Here is a 16,684-nt window from a genome sequence, read left to right as displayed (position 1 = left end):
CTTTCCAATTCTACGGGGATTCAATTCGCGTTCACCGTGGACACAAAAGACTGCCAGAGGGTCTAGCGGAAAAGATCACGCAACGTGTCGAACAGGGATTTCCTCGGCGGCGGTTTGATCGGCTGTGGTCTGATGGGCATGTTTGGTTGCGGTGGCAACGGACGCGGAGTTTCATCGAGGGCCACAATTTTCTCCGCCCGAAAATCAATCGACTTCAACAGCACGACCGTTTCCAATCCTTCCCCACGCGTATGGACCATATAACGAATGTGGAACGGTGGAATCGGGCCGTCGGTGACCTTTCTCTCACCAACATACACATCGGTGTCGAAGCGTTTGGACTTCGCGAGCACCACGAGTCGCGTACCGTACCGGCAAATTCGCAGACCGGTGATATCCTTCAGCGGGATGAGACCGTGCAACGAATAATTTCGCTTGGCGTTGACGTCCTCGCCTAATTCGCCAAGTTGGAATCGAACCGATTCCCCTCCTTGAGCGTTCTCGAAGAGGGCGTTGATTTGGTCGGAGTTATCCGTGGGCAGTTCGATTTGGAGATAAACAGCGCTGAGGTCCGTGTTTTTGTGTTTCGGGATTTTGCGGACCTCGAAATTCGCGGACAGATCGAAGTCACCTTCGATTTGCGTGTCTGTTTGGAACCCGGTCGCCAACCAACTTCGTCCACCAACCGCGGAAATGCGCCAACCGTTGTCCTGCGGATTCCATGTCGGCGTTTGCGACCGCACCGCGAAGTTGGTCGTTGGTGGGGATTTCGTAAAGTCATGCGAGAACTCGTCCGGCAATTTCTCACGTTGTTTGTCGAGTTGAGTGACGTCTGTCGAAATCGTTTCGAGGGCATCGCCGGTGATGTTCTCCGCCTGGATCGACAACGACTTCCAAACCACATGCACGTGTCCCTTGTCAAGAATCTGGGCGACCAAGCGGATCTCTCTCACATCAGCCCGATCGTTCAGGGCTTCGATCTTGCCTCGGAAATCGAAAAACGGGGAATCGCCCTCGGCGGTGAAGTAAGTCAATGTGTTGCCTGTGCGGGTCAATCGAAGTTTCCCGGCGTGTTCCTCCATGGGCGTATTCGAAAAATGATTCCGTCGCTTCGCCTTCGGGGAATTTTGCACGACGATGCATTGGCATTGATGACGAGTGTTCCCATCCGCGTCGTGGATCTGCCGACGGGTGACGGAATGTTCGTCGTTCTCGGGGGTGTCGAAATACACGATCAAATAGAGCGTGGAATTTCCGCCGGGGGTTGTGGTGGCTTGGAAGTCTTCGAACTCCGCGACGATGTTAAAATCTCCCTTGAGCTTCAGTTTCGGACTGATTGACGTTCCGCGATATCCTTTCTCAGACGATTGCACCGCCACCAAACCGCGATCGGTCACCTCCGTATCGCGGATGCCATGCCCGCGGTAGGTTTGGAACTTCGAGTACCACCAGGGGTTGTTGGCGAAGTTGATTTGAAACGTATCCGTGAGGTGTTCGGTTTTGCCATCGAATGGGTCGTATTCCTCGATCGCCATTTCCTGCTCGGAAAGTTCAGGCAGTTTTCGAGGCCAGTCGCCACGATGCACCGCATTGCGGACGATCACTTGGGAACGATCGATAAACTGAAAGTAGCCGAACGTGCGGGAGTTCGTCGCGGCTAATTGATGACGATAGATTGGTTCGTCGTTCAAAGTGAGGGTGAGCGTGTCGCCTTGAAGTTCGACCCGCATTCGATTCCACTCCGCCGGTTTTAACGGCAAGTTCCCACCGATTTGGTTGGCGGGTTCGACCGACACATTCGCGGGATCAAGTTCGGTCCGCTCGTATCGTCCATTTGTCACGCGATGGAGTTTCACGCCCTCCGGTTCCAACAGAAACGCCAGTTGGCCGATCGCCGGGTGCGTCTGATATTGACCGGGCGTGTAATAGAACTCGTAGTCGATCACGCCATCCTCACACATCGGACGTTGATACTGAAGCAGGCGTTCGACGTGATGATCGGGCAAGGCGGTCATGTCGGATTTCAACATGCCATCTTGTTGAATCCAACCACCTGATTCCTGACCAACCGGCACATCGAAGTACGACGACCAACTACTCAGGTCCGAACCGGTCAGAAGGGGAATTCGGTCCGGGATCGTGGGGTTGCCGATGATTCGCAAGTTCCGAATACAGCCGTCTCGTCGGTTGTCGCTACGAATCGCGATCCAAGGCGAGATCTCGTAGTTGGTGACTTCGCGATGAACTTCCAGACCGTTCACATACGTCGTGACCGTGTTGCCCTCGACTGCAACTCGCATCCGGAACCAATTGCGGGCCTTGGTGAGCTTTCGTGAGAGCTTCCGATTGCTGAACCGCACGCGGTAATTTCCGATTTCATATTCATCCATCTTATAGGACGGAAACACCCAACGTCTGCCGACCAGAAGATGCGTATCTTGCCAGTCGAAAACTTGGGCCTCCCAATGGATTTCAAACGTCCCTTGCAGCGGAATTGCGTAGTACAGGAAGTCGTGTTGATAACTCACCAGGTTCTCGGCATGACCGTGATGCACGTCCCACACCGCCGGTGGTCGGCCTTCCGCATTGACGCGGGCGGACATTCGGCTGGCCGGTATCCAATGACCCAGGGAGTGAACTTTCGGCTGCTCGTCTTCGGGCAAAGTTTCCACGATGGTTCGGCGTGTCATTCCAATCAGCCGATTCCACTGTTGCTGCTTGACCGACAATGCGTAGTTCGTGCGTGTCCAGGAAAAATACCGATAGACGGCATGAGCAACATCGTTCCGATGAAGACCGTGACGCACACAATGCTCGTAGACCAACCATTCCGCATCGCTCGGGCCGTCATTCAGATTGACGGGAGTGACCTTGATGAATTGATTCAGAGAATCCGCGAAAGCGGTGGTGTTGCCACGATACCACTCCGCAAGCATCACGACCGCCAGTTGGGAAATACGATGTTCGGAACCGTCATCAATCGGGATGGCACGAACTTGCTTGATGACTGCATCAAGTTTTCCGAGTTCGCGGGCCGTCTCCAGCCAATCGAACACCGGCGACACCAATTGCCCGCCCGTGACAACCCGCTTGCCCGATACCTCCGACGATTCGAGGTCGGAAGGATTTGGCGGCGGATTGGTCGGTGTGAACCCGATTTGCAATCGCCACGTGTCGTGGGTGTCGCCGGGAAGAATCCAATTCGTGAGAAACTCGAACCGCTCCTCTGCCGTCAACTTTGCAACTCGCTGGTGCACCGTCCACGCGGATTCCGGTGTGTGTTGATCCGCGAAAATCTCGCTGATGGCCGATGCGTCACTGGCCGTCAACGAATCGAGAACGATTGCCTGACCCAACACGCCCGCACACAGAAAAAAAATCCATCGCCGTTTAGGGTTCATCACGGACCTCTAGCGTGGGTTCGTTGTCGTTTGTCGCGATTGTCAACGTCTTCCAAGTGACGTCGGTCGCCCATTTCGATGTGTTTGCGTAGGCATAGGCGGCGGCAGTTCCCGAGGAGAAATCGTCTCGGCGAATTTTCAATGCCGCCTGCACATGCCAATCTTCGGAATCCGCTTCAGAGTACAGGAAGTACAACGTTCCACGGTCGATGACGAATCGCAAGTGATCAGGCGACTCGACGGGCACCGATCGAATCGGCAAATAAACCGGCTTCCCAACGAGATTTCGAGACACAGCCCGCGAAATCAACCAAACCCGGCCGTTCCCCTTCGTGCGGAACATCCAGGTGATTTTGTACGGATGGCCTTGGATCTCATCGAACGGGCCTACGTCATCCGGCGAAAAGTTTGCGACAGGTAGATAGAGTTCCAAACCGACTTCGGTTCGATTTTCGGGTTGGGGGCCGGTTTCGATGTCGTGAATATCCAAAGCCAAATCCACATCGACCGTTCCCCGTGGCAGGGCAATCGTTTTGTATGGGAGGTCACCAGGTCGGAATCCGGTGGCTTCGACTTGCCAACGGTCTCCGTCCGCGGTGGTCGTGGTCATCACGGATAGTCCTGGAATGGTGACCTGATTACTGGCTTGGGCCAATGACGTGAAATCGATGACTCGAACCGTGGCGTCGTTCCGTTGCTGGTTGAGTCGATCCGCGATGGCACGTTGGTTCTCGATCGGTCCGCCGTAAATTCGGTCGGCTCGGATGGTCAGTTCATTCCAAGTTGCGTCTGTTTTCACCTGCGGCTTGTCCGCTTGCAGCAGGAACTTCAGCCCCCGCACACGAACGGGAGCGGTCGGGAACTCGACTTGATCGATGATGCGAAAGTTCGGCGAATCACCCTCGGCATACAGCGAGTACAGTTGGTCTCCGCGTCGGGCGAGTCGCAATTGACCGGATGAGCAAAACTCGTCGGCCCGATCGGTCTGATAGTGCAGTCGTCCGTCGGCTTTTCTTTCGATTCGGGCACATGCGACTTTGTGGCCGTCCCAATCGAGACGTCGGTAAACTGTGGCGGATGTCTCGCTGGCCGTGTCGGTGATGACTTTCAACGCCAATCCGCTGCGGAACGATTTCTCACCGGCGGGCTGGATCGACGAAAAATCCTCGAACCGAATGCTCACGTCAAAGTCGCCGGCGAATTCCACGCAAGCGAGCAACTCTTTGAAACCATCGCTGCCGGTACGTGACGTGGCGATTCCCGTCTCAGTTTGTTTGATCGCGGTGGAGTCGCCGTTGCTATCGAACCAATCGGCCGGAATGCCATTCTTGAAATCATGCCGCCAGACATCGGGCAGTTCCTCGGCGGAGCGATCCAGTTCCACCAGTACCGGATCGGCGAGTTCTTGTTCTGGCAGTGTCTTGGGCCAATCGCCTCGCCACACCACATTCTTGACAAGCGCCTCCGTCAAATCCGCGTAATGGAACAAACCGAACACCCGTTGATTCGTGGCTTCCAAGGGGCGTTCGAAGATGAACTCTCCGTTTAAGGTCAACCGCACCGTCCGGCCTTCGATCGAAAGTTGCAACCGATTCCAAGCGTCTTCGTGAAGTGGCAACTCGTTCGGTCCGCGTTGGAATTCGGGATTGAAGTCGGCGTTGAATGGATCGAGTCCGGTCGTTTCGTGACGGCCATCGGTGATCCAATGCGTGTGAACGCCGTCCGGTTTCAACAGAAACGCTAACCGCCCCAAAGCCGGATACACACCGACGAGGTCTTTCTGATAGAAAAATTCGTATTCGATCGTGCCGTCTTCGATCATCGGGCGGTGGTAACGCAGCCACTTTTCCATGCCTTCGCCACGAACATCGAAACGAGGATACCCCTGCACAACGACCGTTCCGGTCTCATCCGTCTTCGCCGACCAAAACCCTTGGTTCGCACCGAAGCCGCGTTCGTAATACGGCACCCAACCTGGCATTTCGGCTTCGGCGGTGAGAAGGATTTGGTCGGGAATCGTTGGCGTTCCGGTAATGCGAAGGTCTTTCATCACGGGATGCGAACGCCGCCAGGAACGAAACGTGAACCAAGGATTATGTTCGACCGGCAGAATTTCCTCGTGAACCAGCCGACCGTTGAAAAACGCCTGCAAGTGCCGATCGTCGATCACGGCTCGGAACCGTCCCCAACGACCGCTCGCCATTTTGGGCGTGATCTTCGTGACTTCATAGTCCTTGCGGTAATTCCCGTGTTTGAGCCGCGAATTGTGGAAATACATCTCCAACCGCCGACCCGCCACGACAAACCCACCGTGGCTCCGCGAGCCGGTCGTGTAATCGCATTCGATTTGATAGTTCCCTCGCAGCGGGATTCGGTACGTCAAGTAATCCGACTCGTGCCCGGAAATCTTGTGCAATTCGTGTCCGCGTTGTTGCCAACACGCGGTCGGTCTGCCATGTCCGCGGGTCGATGAATCGAGGTAGGAGTCGACTGTCCAATTCGGCAGCGGCGAAGCCGTTTTGTTGTGTCGCAGACCACCGTAATGTCCGGTCAGGGATCGGAAGTGATCATTCATCACATCCAAACCGAATTGGGGCGAATATTCGAAGAGCTTGACGAATTCGTTCATCGCCCATTCCCCGACCATCAGCCGGGTTTCCGAGTTCGCTAACCCCTGCTGCAAGATGAGCACTTCCGGCCAACGGTCGGCACCGCGTTCGTCGGGCACCATCGCGGCGTAGGGAATGAAGGCATCGAACGCCGCGGTGACAGCCGGAATATCGTTTCCAGCCAGAGCCGTCAAAAAGAGCAACGCCAAGCGATCGCGGTGTTCATCAGCGGTTTCGGCGGATCGTGATTTGATCGCGTTTTCGAGTTCCGTTAACCGATCCAACTCGCGAGCGGTTTCGATTAGATCCAACACCGGCGAAACGATGACACCGCCATGATCGTTGCGGATCGGCTCGTCTGCGGACGCCGGTTTCCACAAGCTCTTGCGGGCTCGATGCGGATAGGTTTGTATTTCGTCGGCCGGGTGCGTGGTCAGGAATCGACCGATAACACGGAAAGCGTGCGGACGTTCCGGTGGCAGAACGGAATTCTTGAGGTATTCAAACCGCTCCTGCGGCGAGCGACCCGCGGCTTCGACTTGCGTCTGCTGCACGTTGGAGGCCAACACGTCTTCACCGAACAACGTGTGAAGGGCATTTGTGTCCGCGCGTGTCGCATTTTCCGGTTCGTCCGCAAACGCCAGCGGAGTGATGCACAGCCCGAGCCCCAAGCCAATAGAACGCAGAATTCGAAGCATGAAATCTCAACTCCCGCGATGTGTGGGACATTCGAAATCGAAAAGCTTGCGAGGCTTCAACGATTCCCTTGGACTGGAACAACGGGGCTCTCCAACCGATCGGCGGCGATCGTTGCGGACTTCAACAGCACAACGGTTTCGCGATCCGCTCCTCCGGTGTGGACGATGGTGCGGAGATTACCCAGTTTCACCGGATGCGGAGGAACTTCAAGCAACCCCAACAACACCGGCTGACTTTCGACGGTTTCTTGGAAGAGGAAATACGCAATCATACCGCGGCGGACGATTCGCAATTGATGCACCTGCTCGAATGGGACGCTGGCGAGTTCTTGGTACTCGTGTTCGTTGCCTTTGGGATGTCGAACTTGAAGTTCGCCCGCTTTGTATCCCGTACTGGAGATCGCGAATTTCGATTGAATGAGCGTTGCTTCGGGATCGGACAGCACAACTTCCAAATACGCCGTGCATTCACCACCCGGTCGGGCCGCTTCGATCTTTTGCACATCCAGTTCGACGGTGTAGTCGAAGTCTCCGGACACGACGAACGGCAGACTCAAACCCGAGCCACGCCAACTTGCGAAACCGGGTTGCGTGATCGTCAAACCGTCGTCACCGACTTCATACCGTCCCGGCGAACCCCAACGCGGAATCCGGCGGACAGTTTCAGCATCGCTTAGGTCGAGTGTGTGTTTGTCTTGCAAAGTTTTCCGGTGCTCGTCGAGTTCCTGGATGCTTGGCACCGAATGCAACGCCGCTCCGGTTAGTTCCTCGGCTCGCACCGTTAACGACTTCCAAACCACCTGAGCTTGCCCGGGTTTCGTGGTCTCCAAGATCAAGCGAAAATCGGATGGGCGTGTGGATGCGGTCGGTACGGTTTCGGTGTACAACAGACGATAATTTTCGGAGTTCTCTGCCGCGAACAGATAGTGCATGCGATCCCCGATGCGAACGAACCGAAGTTTGCCGGCGTTGGTTGCGTCACTAGTTTTCTTGGGGAATGCGTATTGGCGTTCGCCGTTTCTAAGATAGAAGTAAGCCGCTTGAATGATTTGCTGGCCGAGTTCTTTCTTCTCGAACCGTGAAAACTTGCGATAGAACCGGCATTCGCTGAGGTCCTCGAACCCAACGAACAACTGAATGTTGCCGTCGCCACCTTCGGTAATGGACGCATCGAACCCCTCGAACTCCGCGACGATGTCGAAATCACCGCTCAATTGCAGATGCGGGATAATCTCGTACCGCACGTACGAGTTAAGTCCGGGGCGAACGAGTTGAAGTCCGTCGTCGAGCTGCATCGAGTTTTTCTGCCAACCTTCGCCCTTCATCAAGAATCGTTCAACCGGCAGACCATTTGCAAAATCGTGTCGAAAGGTCTTCGGCAGATCGAGTTTGGCGAGAAGTTTTTCAACGTGATCGTTAGCCAATTGCTGTTCAGTAGGTGCGGGAATTTCTTGGGGCCAATCGCCTCGCCAACGAATGTTCCGCACGCGGGCTTCGGTTTGGTCGGCGTAGTGGAACAGCCCGAATTTTCGTCGGTTGGATTCGCTCAACGTGTGTTTGAAAATCGGTGTTCCATTGAGTCGAATGGAAACCACTTGGCCGACGGTTGTGAACTCTAACCGGTTCCACGCTCTGGGTTTCAATGGCAGTGTACCGCTCACATTTTCGATGCTGTTGACCAACGTGGCGTTTGCCGGATCGAGACCGGTGCGGTCGTAGGGCCAATCACCGATCGTATGCAGCGACACGCCTTCGGGATGAATCAGGAAGGCCGTCCGATCAAGTGCCGGATGGATGGCGAACCGATCGGCTTCGTAGAAAAACTCATACGAAATCGTGCCGTCCTCGATCATCGGCCGATGATACCGCAGCAAACTCTCTTGAAAGGAACCCCGGTTCTCGGGATCACAATCGCCTTGCAGAATCTTACCGTTGGCGGTGGCGTCACCGAATTTGCTCGCATCGACCAACCGCCAATCGCTGTCACTTTGGCCAATGGATTCATCGTAATACGATAGCCAGCCGAGCAGTCGATCATCGCTGAGGAGTTCGATTTCCTCGGGAATGACGGGATCGCCGAGAATTCGCAAATTCTTGACCCAACCATGGGTGTACCAATACCCCATGATCGTTACCCAAGGATTACTCTGGGAAACGTCGGCTCGAAACACTTCACGACCGTTGACTTCCGTGATTCGCTCGCCGTTTCGCACGACCAAGCGGACCCGCATCGGTTCGCTGATTTCGTCGAGACGCGGCTTGAGAGTCATGCTGGGGCGATCGTCATCGAAATGCCCATTGAGAATGCTGGTGTGATCGTACCCCGGTCCCGCCCAGGTTCCGCCGTATCCGAGTCGAGTATCGCGGTAGTTGAACGCGCTGATGTCGGCTTCCACGACGAAGTCGCCGAGCAAGGGCGTGCGGTAGCAGAGGTAATCGCGGTCATGTCCGCCGACGTGGGCGACCAAACCGGGACGACGAATCCAATTCGCATGCGGAAACCCTTTGGCAACATTCCCGGCGATGGCACGAGACACGGGAATCCAGGCATCGAGCGGGTTCTCGCCCGGTGGATTCGCCGCCGCGATCGTTGTTTCATCCTGCAGATCCCACTGAAGCAGGTACTTCATCGCATAAACTTGCCGATGCCAACGCTCACTGCGGGGACCTTGTCCATTTCGAGCTTGCTCGTAAACCTGGAATACCAAGTCAGCAATGTTCTGACGCAATTCCGGCATTCGCGCGGCGGACCATAGCACTACGGTTTCCGGACCGCGTTCGGCATGCATCACGGGAGTGGTGGAAACTTCGTTGTAGAACGTGACCAACAAATCCCGCGTTCGTTCAAACTCCTGTCGGGCGATGGCGATCAGAATTTCTACGGTCAGGGCTTCTTTCACCTGAGACGGATCAGCTTTCCGACGCGTGGCGACCAACGCTTCCAGTTCATCCAACCGATTCAGCACCTGCGCACATGCGACGAGTTCCCGGACCGGGGCGATCAACTGCCGATCGAGCCGCAAATGGAGAGATTCTTCCGGAGTCACGACGGTGGGCCCGGTTTCCGGCTGATCGGTGGGGGCGAAGTCGATCTGCACGCGAATTACCGACCGCTCAGGTGGGAAGACGGCATCTCGCAGCAGCGGATACCGCTCGACTGGCGACATCTTCGCCGTTCGTCGTTGAAGCTCCCAACTGTTGTCAAGATTCTCGTCGCCGAAAAGCTCCGCCCGAACCGCCAAATCGCTCCGGTCCGCCGCCAAGCCCGTGTTTGCGAACAGAATCCCTCCCCACACCACGATGGAGACCGTCAGCCGAAGTTGGTAGAAAATAGTGTGGTCGACTTTTGTTCGCATAGCAATGATCATGTTCCTGAATTTCCCCACTCATTGACGCACGGAAGCGGTGTTTTCATGTGAACAATTTTCAAAAATGTGGAAATTGGTTCATTTGCGGTCGGGTTTCAGAATATTCAAACATTTTAAATCATTAATTATCAACGGTTTATGTTCGATGTTGGCAGGTTGTTACAAAAAAGTTGCGGAATGGAATGCGTGTTCCGTGTTACCCCTGCGACTTGATTTACGCCAGCCAACCTGAACAGAAACGAGGCCGGTTTTGAACGATACCGAATTCGTCGCAGCGCTCCGTCGACGCGATCCGGCGGCAATCCATCATCTGACGGAAACCTACGTACCCACTGTCTGGCGATTCGTCTTTTTCCGGGTGCACGGGGATCGTCACCTCGCGGAAGATATTGTCAGTGAGTCCGTGCTCGCAATCATGAGGGCTGCCGCCAAGGGGACGGAAATTCACAGTCCGTCGGCTTGGTTGCGGACGGTGGCGACGAACAAGGTGAACGATCACTTTCGGGCTGCCGCTCGCGTTCAACATTTGATCGAGGAAGCTCGCCAAACTGGAACGCATGTGGAGGAAGACGATGCCGTTGCTCAGGAAGTTTTGGTCGAGAAACGTATGGAAGTCCGCCGGGCCATGGACGACCTGCCCGAGCAGCATCGGTTGGCGATGGAGTGGAAATACATCGAAAAGCTCAGTGTCCGCGAGATCGCACAGCGATTGGACGTGACGGAAAAAGCCGCCGAGTCCATTTTGTTTCGGGCTCGTCGTGAACTTCGGGCCAAATTGAAACCCCAAGACGAAGACGACGAAACCAGTCGTCTCCGATCCCGCGACGGACATAGTTCGTCGGACCGAACCCAGGTGTCGGGGCAAGAGCAAACCGAGTCCATGAAAGAAGTGACGTAGGTCACGTGCCAACACGCCGCCTCATTGCCACCGATGCTCGAAGAACGACCTGTTGAAAGAAGAATCTGAACCGCGTGTCGGAAGACACCGACAAACAAGCCGGGTCAAAACTAACACTACTCATTCTTTTCACAGTCAGACGGTCATGTCATACGACCCCTCAAAATTCGATGCCGCCGAATTGGCTGATCCGGAATTGGAACAGTTGCTGGGCGATTCGTACTCGGCTCCGCCGGTTCCGCAGAGTTTGCTCAAACGGATTGATCAAACCGTGAAAGCCGAGTGGGGCGAGTCTCCACGATTGGTGGATAGCCGGATGAGTCAACTGCGGGAGCGATTCGCATCGCGTCGCACGTGGTTGCGAATCGCACCGCTGGCGACGGCGGCGGCAATCGTGGTGGTGGTCGGTCTGCTCACGCTCAGCGGTTCCACGCCATCGGCCTGGGCGAAAATGTTGGAAGCCCTTGCCGACAGAGGAGTTGTGGAAATCGAAACCGCCGAGGGTCTGCGGTGGCTGTCGCTGTCCGACCGGGAACTCGGTGAACGCACCCCGCAAGCCACACAGGTTTGGGACGTGCAAAATCAAGTCCGTTTGTACCGACAACGTGGCACAGGCCAGATTCAGCGGGCCCGTTTGGAGAGCGAACTCACCACCGAGGAATTGGCCGTCAGCTTCTTCCTGGGAGATATCGACTCGAATGCGTCGGGACGGCAGATCGTCAGCGAGCGTTGCGAAGAAGTGAACGACGTTCTGGTTTTGCACGTGGAATTCGATTCGCCGCACGACACCAATTCGGAACTGCGGTTGGAACTCGATTCCGATACGTATCTGCCAACCCGCTACCAAGTGAGTGCCGCACGGTCCGCGGGTCCTTCTTCCCGTGTGACATACTCGTCGCAACCGGTTGCTGATATTCGAGATCGGGAATTTCCTCGCGAGTTGCCGGTGGTTGATGTCGATCAGGTTCGACCGGTGGCTGTTGCCCAGAATGACGCTGCTATCCTCGTCGGCACGAATCCGAATAGCGGGATCAAAAAAACGGAGACGACGAAGGCGAGTCCATCGATACCGTCGAATTCCGTTCCGGACGTGTTGGCTTCCATCGACTGGAGCCAAACCGACCCCGCAAAATGGGACGCGGTTCCGTCACGAACGGAGTCGACCGAACACGTCGTGACTCGTGTGAACACCCAAATGGTGAAACTTTGGGATGCTCAAAATGTTCAGCCGGTCGCGTCGGCCACCGATGAGGAAATGTTGCGGCGGGTGTATCTTGATCTCGTCGGACGCACGCCCAGTGTGCACGAAGTCCGAGCGTACCTGAAGGACACCTCGTTAAACCGTTATGAACAACTTGTCGATCGGCTGCTTGCCAGCCCCGATCACGCCTCGCACATGGCGGCGGTTTGGCGTACGTTCCTTATTCCCGAGGGCGTCGATCTGACCGCGTTCGGGGGTGTGCAAGCCTTTGACAAATGGCTCGCTGACCGGTTCGCCAGCGGTGATTCCTATGATCAAATCGTGCGGGACTTGTTGCTCGCGGAAGGTCGGTTGTCGAAATCCGGACCGCTGTTGTTCTATTCGGCGGTGAAACTCAATCCGGAAGAGCTCGCCTCCCGCACCGCCCGCGTATTCCTGGGTATGCGGTTGGAATGTGCCCAATGTCACGACCATCCGTTCGAACCGTGGTCGCAGGAAGACTTCTGGGGATTCGCCGCGTTCTTTGCGCAAATCTCGCGACCGAACGCCGAGTTGGAAACCGTTTCCAGCGTGATGCGGGTCGCCGATGTCGATCATGGCGAAGTTCAACTGCCGATCTTCGAAACCGTGATCCCGCCGAAGTTCCTCGACAACGAACCGATGGCGACCGGCGACGACAAACAAGTTCCGCCGCGACGGAAACAACTCGCCGACTGGTTGACCAGCCCTGACAATCCGTACTTCGCCCGAGCCACCGCCAACCGCGTGTGGGGGCATTTGTTCGGCAAAGGGATTGTCGATCCGATGGACGATTTCGGCACGCAACACCCGCCGAAATCGAGGGAGTTACTCGATCTGTTGGCCGGTCACTTTGTGGGCTCTGGCTTCGATCTGCGGGAACTGTTCCGCGTGATGGTCCTCTCGAAACCGTATCGTCTCTCAAGTGGTGCCGACGATGTCAGCGAAGACCGTCTTGAATGGTTCGCCCAGATGAACGTCAAGATGCTGACCGCCGAGCAAGTCTACGACTGCATCAGCGTCGCGACGCTTTTGGAGTCGGCACCGACGCAGAACCCGTACGAATTCAACGTCCTGCGGTTCGGCAACACCGAACGCGAACGATTCCTCGAACAGTTCCGCACACCGGCGGGGCGTTCAACGGAATATCAAGCCGGCATTCCGCAAGCTCTCACGCTGATGAACGGCACACTCATCGAAGGAGCGACCAGTCTGGCTCGCAGCGGATTGCTCGCCAGTTTGGATGCCCCATTTTTTACCAACAAACAACGCGTGGAAGTGCTCTATCTCGCGACTCTCTCTCGGCGACCTACGGAAACCGAGTGGAAGTTCCTCGAAGAGTACGTTCCGCAAGACGTCACCGGTCAGGAACTCAAAGACGGTTTGGCAGACATCCTCTGGGTGCTGCTCAACAGTGCCGAGTTCACCATGAACCACTGAGTTTTGGATGAAGCCTGAGTTCCGATCAACCACCGACAACCGACCCCGAACAAGGGACGAAAACCATGAATCGACGCAACTTTCTGTCATCGCTCGCTGTGGGGATGGGCGGCTTGAGTGCCAGCGGTTGGTTTCCGGCATTGGCGAATGAACTCGCCTCCAACAAGAGTCGCAAACGACATTGCATTTTGTTGTGGATGAGCGGTGGACCGACGCAGACCGACACCTTCGACATGAAACCCAATCATGAGAACGGTGGCGAGTTTTCGGAGATTCAAACATCCGCCCCAGGTCTGCGGTTTAGCGAACATCTGCCCAAGTTGGCGAAATTCGGTGACGAACTGGCCGTCATGCGGGGCCTGAGCACCAAAGAAGGCGACCACGGTCGCGGCACTTATCTCATGCGAACCGGTCACGTTCCGATGGGACCGATGTCGTACCCGAGTATTGGGTCGTCACTCGCCATGCATCTGGGCAAGGACAACGCCACCCTGCCGAATTACGTGAGTGTCGGTAGTTATCGAGCGTTCAATCAGGATGCGTTCGGACCGGGTTTTCTTGGTCCGAAATACGGACCGCTCTTCGTGGGTGCTTCGGACATTCCGACCGTCGCCGCTGCCAACAATGGCGGTGGTAGACGCAACAACAACGAACCGCCCCCGTTCCCGGAACTCAAGGTGCAATCGTTGGACCGTCCTCGCGACATCAGCGAAACCCGCATGACCAAACGGCTCGAACTGTGGAAAAACCTGCAAGCCGACTTCCTCGCAAAGCACCGGGCGGGCGCACCGAAATCGCACAACATGGTGTATCGAGGAGCGGTTCAACTCATGAACAGCGAGGACGCCGAAGCGTTCGACCTGTCTAAAGAACCCGATGAACTCCGCTCTGCCTACGGTCGCACCGTGTTCGGGCAAGGCTGTTTGCTTGCCCGGCGATTGATCGAACGCGGCGTGGCTTTCGTCGAAGTTTCGTTGGGCACGACGAGTGGCGGAATCGGTTGGGACACGCACATCAACAACTTTAACGCTGTCGAACGGCTTTCGACGGATCTTGATGCGGGTTGGTCTACGCTCATGGAAGACTTGAAACAACGGGGGCTGCTCGAATCGACAACGATTCTATGGATGGGCGAATTCGGCCGCACGCCGCAGATCAACGGCACGGTCGGTCGCGATCACTTCCCGAATGCGTGGTCGGCGGTGCTGGCGGGTGGTGGCATCGCGGGCGGACAAGCTTACGGAAAAACCAGCGAGGACGGCACCGAAGTCATCGAAGGTAAAACGACCGCTCCTGATTTGCTCAGCACTTTGTGTCACGCCCTCGGAGTCGGCGACGCCTCCAGCATGGCTCCCAGTGGACGACCGATTCCCTTGACCGATGGTTTTCCCATCGAGGCGGTGTTGGCATGAAATTGGCCCCAGTCTTGCAGCCGCTCGCGTTCGGATTATTCCTGACATCTATGGCACCCGCTGATACGCCCCCTGTGTCTGTGCCGGTGAAAGTCCGTTATACCCTCGCGTCGGATTCGTCCGATGAAATGCCGGGGATGCAGCAACCACCGTTGCGTCTGATCAACGGGCCCACCATGCCCGACGGACGACTGCCGCAATATCAACTCGATCACCGTCACAAAGAGATTCCCACTCGCGAAGAGATCAACAATCCCAAATTGCGATTTCTGCTCACGTTGCCCGAACAACCATTGCTGATCGAAGCGATTGTCACCATCGACGGCGAGCCGTTCGGCATGGCACGGGAACGGCGAATTGAACAAATGCTGATCGACGCCACACGTCCGGAACCTCAACCCGACGAACCGCAACCGAAGCCACCCGCCGTCGCTCAAAAACCGGCCGTCGACGGAGAATTGCAAGAGAAGTACGTGAGCCCGCCCACGGTTCCCGAGTACACACTCGCTGAGACCGCCACGGAAATTCTGCGGCGGTACATCCAGGCGATCGGTTCGGAAATCAGTCGAGACGAAGTGCATTGGTTGTTAATTAACCGGATCGATGGGCCGATCGTGCTGGAACTCAACGCGAACTTTCAACGGTTCCGTGCCGGCAAACGACCGGTGTATGACATTCTCGATCGCGACCGTGACGGCATCATCTCGGCGAAAGAACTTGCTGAGTGTGTCAAGAGTTTCGAGGAGTGCGACCTCAACCGCGATCAAATTGTGACGTACCTGGAACTCGACGAAGTCGCCTCCGATCCGCGGTTGCGAAAAGAGCTGCCGAAGTATGGGGTCGAATTGATTCAACTCACTGGAGAGGAACTCGATCCGCATGTGCTTCAGCAACTCAAAGCTCGTTACGGAATGAATGGGTCAACGGTTTCTGCAATGGACGCGAATCTTCTGATCGAATTGGCGTTCAACACGAGCACGCCGAATGATTCGACGCTCACGTTGAAATCGACGTCAGTCACAGGCAATGAGCAACCGAGTTCCCGGCCGCAAGTCGAAACCAACGGCACGACACTCGCCGTCAATACGTCGCGGGCTCGACTGGAATTCTCCGCGTTACAACTCAGTGCGAGCGATCAAATTTCGATCGGTGTGGTGCAGGACGGCTATCCCATTCTGCCCACCATCGACCCCAACCACGACGGACGGTTCACCATTCGGGAACTTCGCGAGTTGCGAAACCGTCTCCAAACTTTTGACCGAGACAATGACGGACAGATCACGGCTGGAGAAACGCAAACAACGATCCGTGTTTGTTTCGGTTTAGGACCGGGCGTTCATCAAGAGCTCGCCGATATTCGGTCCGTGACCATCGCCGACCCCGCTCCAACAACGACCGGGCCGGAATGGTTCCGCCGGATGGACCGCAACAAAGACGGCGACCTCACTCGCGGCGAATTCCCGGGAACCGACGAACAATTTGCGAATCTGGATACCGACGCCGACAATCTCATCAGCGCGGACGAAGCCAACAAATTTGAAGAAGCCCAGAATCCAAGTCCACCGGCCAAGGCGGAATCGAAATGATCACGGTCAGTTGGCCCTAGTATGATCCGCGTGAATCTCATGAATCGATTTGA

The 16,684-nt window shown here is 56.0% G+C and carries 7 protein-coding genes; 4 read left to right on the top strand and 3 right to left on the bottom strand.

What is annotated here, in order from left to right:
- Nucleotides 1–62 precede the first annotated feature (62 nt).
- From G6R38_RS23525 to G6R38_RS23515, 3 genes are read right to left on the bottom strand one after another with little or no spacing between them, the layout of a single operon-like run.
- Entirely contained in the window at nucleotides 63–3,401 is a 3,339-nt protein-coding gene (locus tag G6R38_RS23525) for a DUF1583 domain-containing protein (RefSeq protein WP_166831233.1), read from the bottom strand.
- On the bottom strand, nucleotides 3,391–6,708 hold the full coding sequence (locus G6R38_RS23520; protein WP_166831232.1) for a DUF1583 domain-containing protein: 3,318 nt from the start codon (nucleotides 6,706–6,708) through the stop codon (nucleotides 3,391–3,393). Before G6R38_RS23520 ends, G6R38_RS23525 begins: the two co-directional genes overlap by 11 nt.
- Nucleotides 6,709–6,764: 56 nt before the next feature.
- Entirely contained in the window at nucleotides 6,765–10,064 is a 3,300-nt protein-coding gene (locus G6R38_RS23515) for a DUF1583 domain-containing protein (protein ID WP_166831231.1), read from the bottom strand.
- A 262-nt stretch (nucleotides 10,065–10,326) separates the two neighbouring features.
- On the opposite strand from G6R38_RS23515, the gene G6R38_RS23510 reads away from it, so the two are divergent.
- From G6R38_RS23510 to G6R38_RS23495, 4 genes are all read left to right on the top strand, one after another.
- Nucleotides 10,327–10,974 carry an RNA polymerase sigma factor gene (locus G6R38_RS23510; RefSeq protein ID WP_166831230.1) on the top strand — a complete coding sequence of 216 codons (648 nt, stop codon included), beginning with the start codon at nucleotides 10,327–10,329 and terminating at the stop codon, nucleotides 10,972–10,974.
- A gap of 145 nt (nucleotides 10,975–11,119) precedes the next feature.
- Nucleotides 11,120–13,633: a DUF1549 and DUF1553 domain-containing protein gene (locus G6R38_RS27895; RefSeq protein WP_206028703.1), complete on the top strand. Its 2,514-nt coding sequence runs from the start codon at nucleotides 11,120–11,122 to the stop codon at nucleotides 13,631–13,633.
- 65 nt (nucleotides 13,634–13,698) lie between these two features.
- On the top strand, nucleotides 13,699–15,045 hold the full coding sequence (locus G6R38_RS23500) for a DUF1501 domain-containing protein (protein WP_166831229.1): 1,347 nt from the start codon (nucleotides 13,699–13,701) through the stop codon (nucleotides 15,043–15,045).
- Nucleotides 15,042–16,631, top strand: a complete 1,590-nt coding sequence (locus G6R38_RS23495; RefSeq protein WP_166831228.1) for an EF-hand domain-containing protein — start codon at nucleotides 15,042–15,044, stop codon at nucleotides 16,629–16,631. The genes G6R38_RS23500 and G6R38_RS23495 overlap by 4 nt, the downstream gene beginning before the upstream one ends.
- The last annotated feature ends 53 nt before the right edge of the window (nucleotides 16,632–16,684 follow it).

The sequence above is a fragment of the Thalassoroseus pseudoceratinae genome (assembly GCF_011634775.1).
Taxonomy (GTDB): Bacteria; Planctomycetota; Planctomycetia; order Planctomycetales; family Planctomycetaceae; genus Thalassoroseus; species Thalassoroseus pseudoceratinae.
The sequence above is the reverse complement of the archived record's forward strand: the minus strand, read 5'-3'. Positions and strand labels throughout refer to the sequence as shown.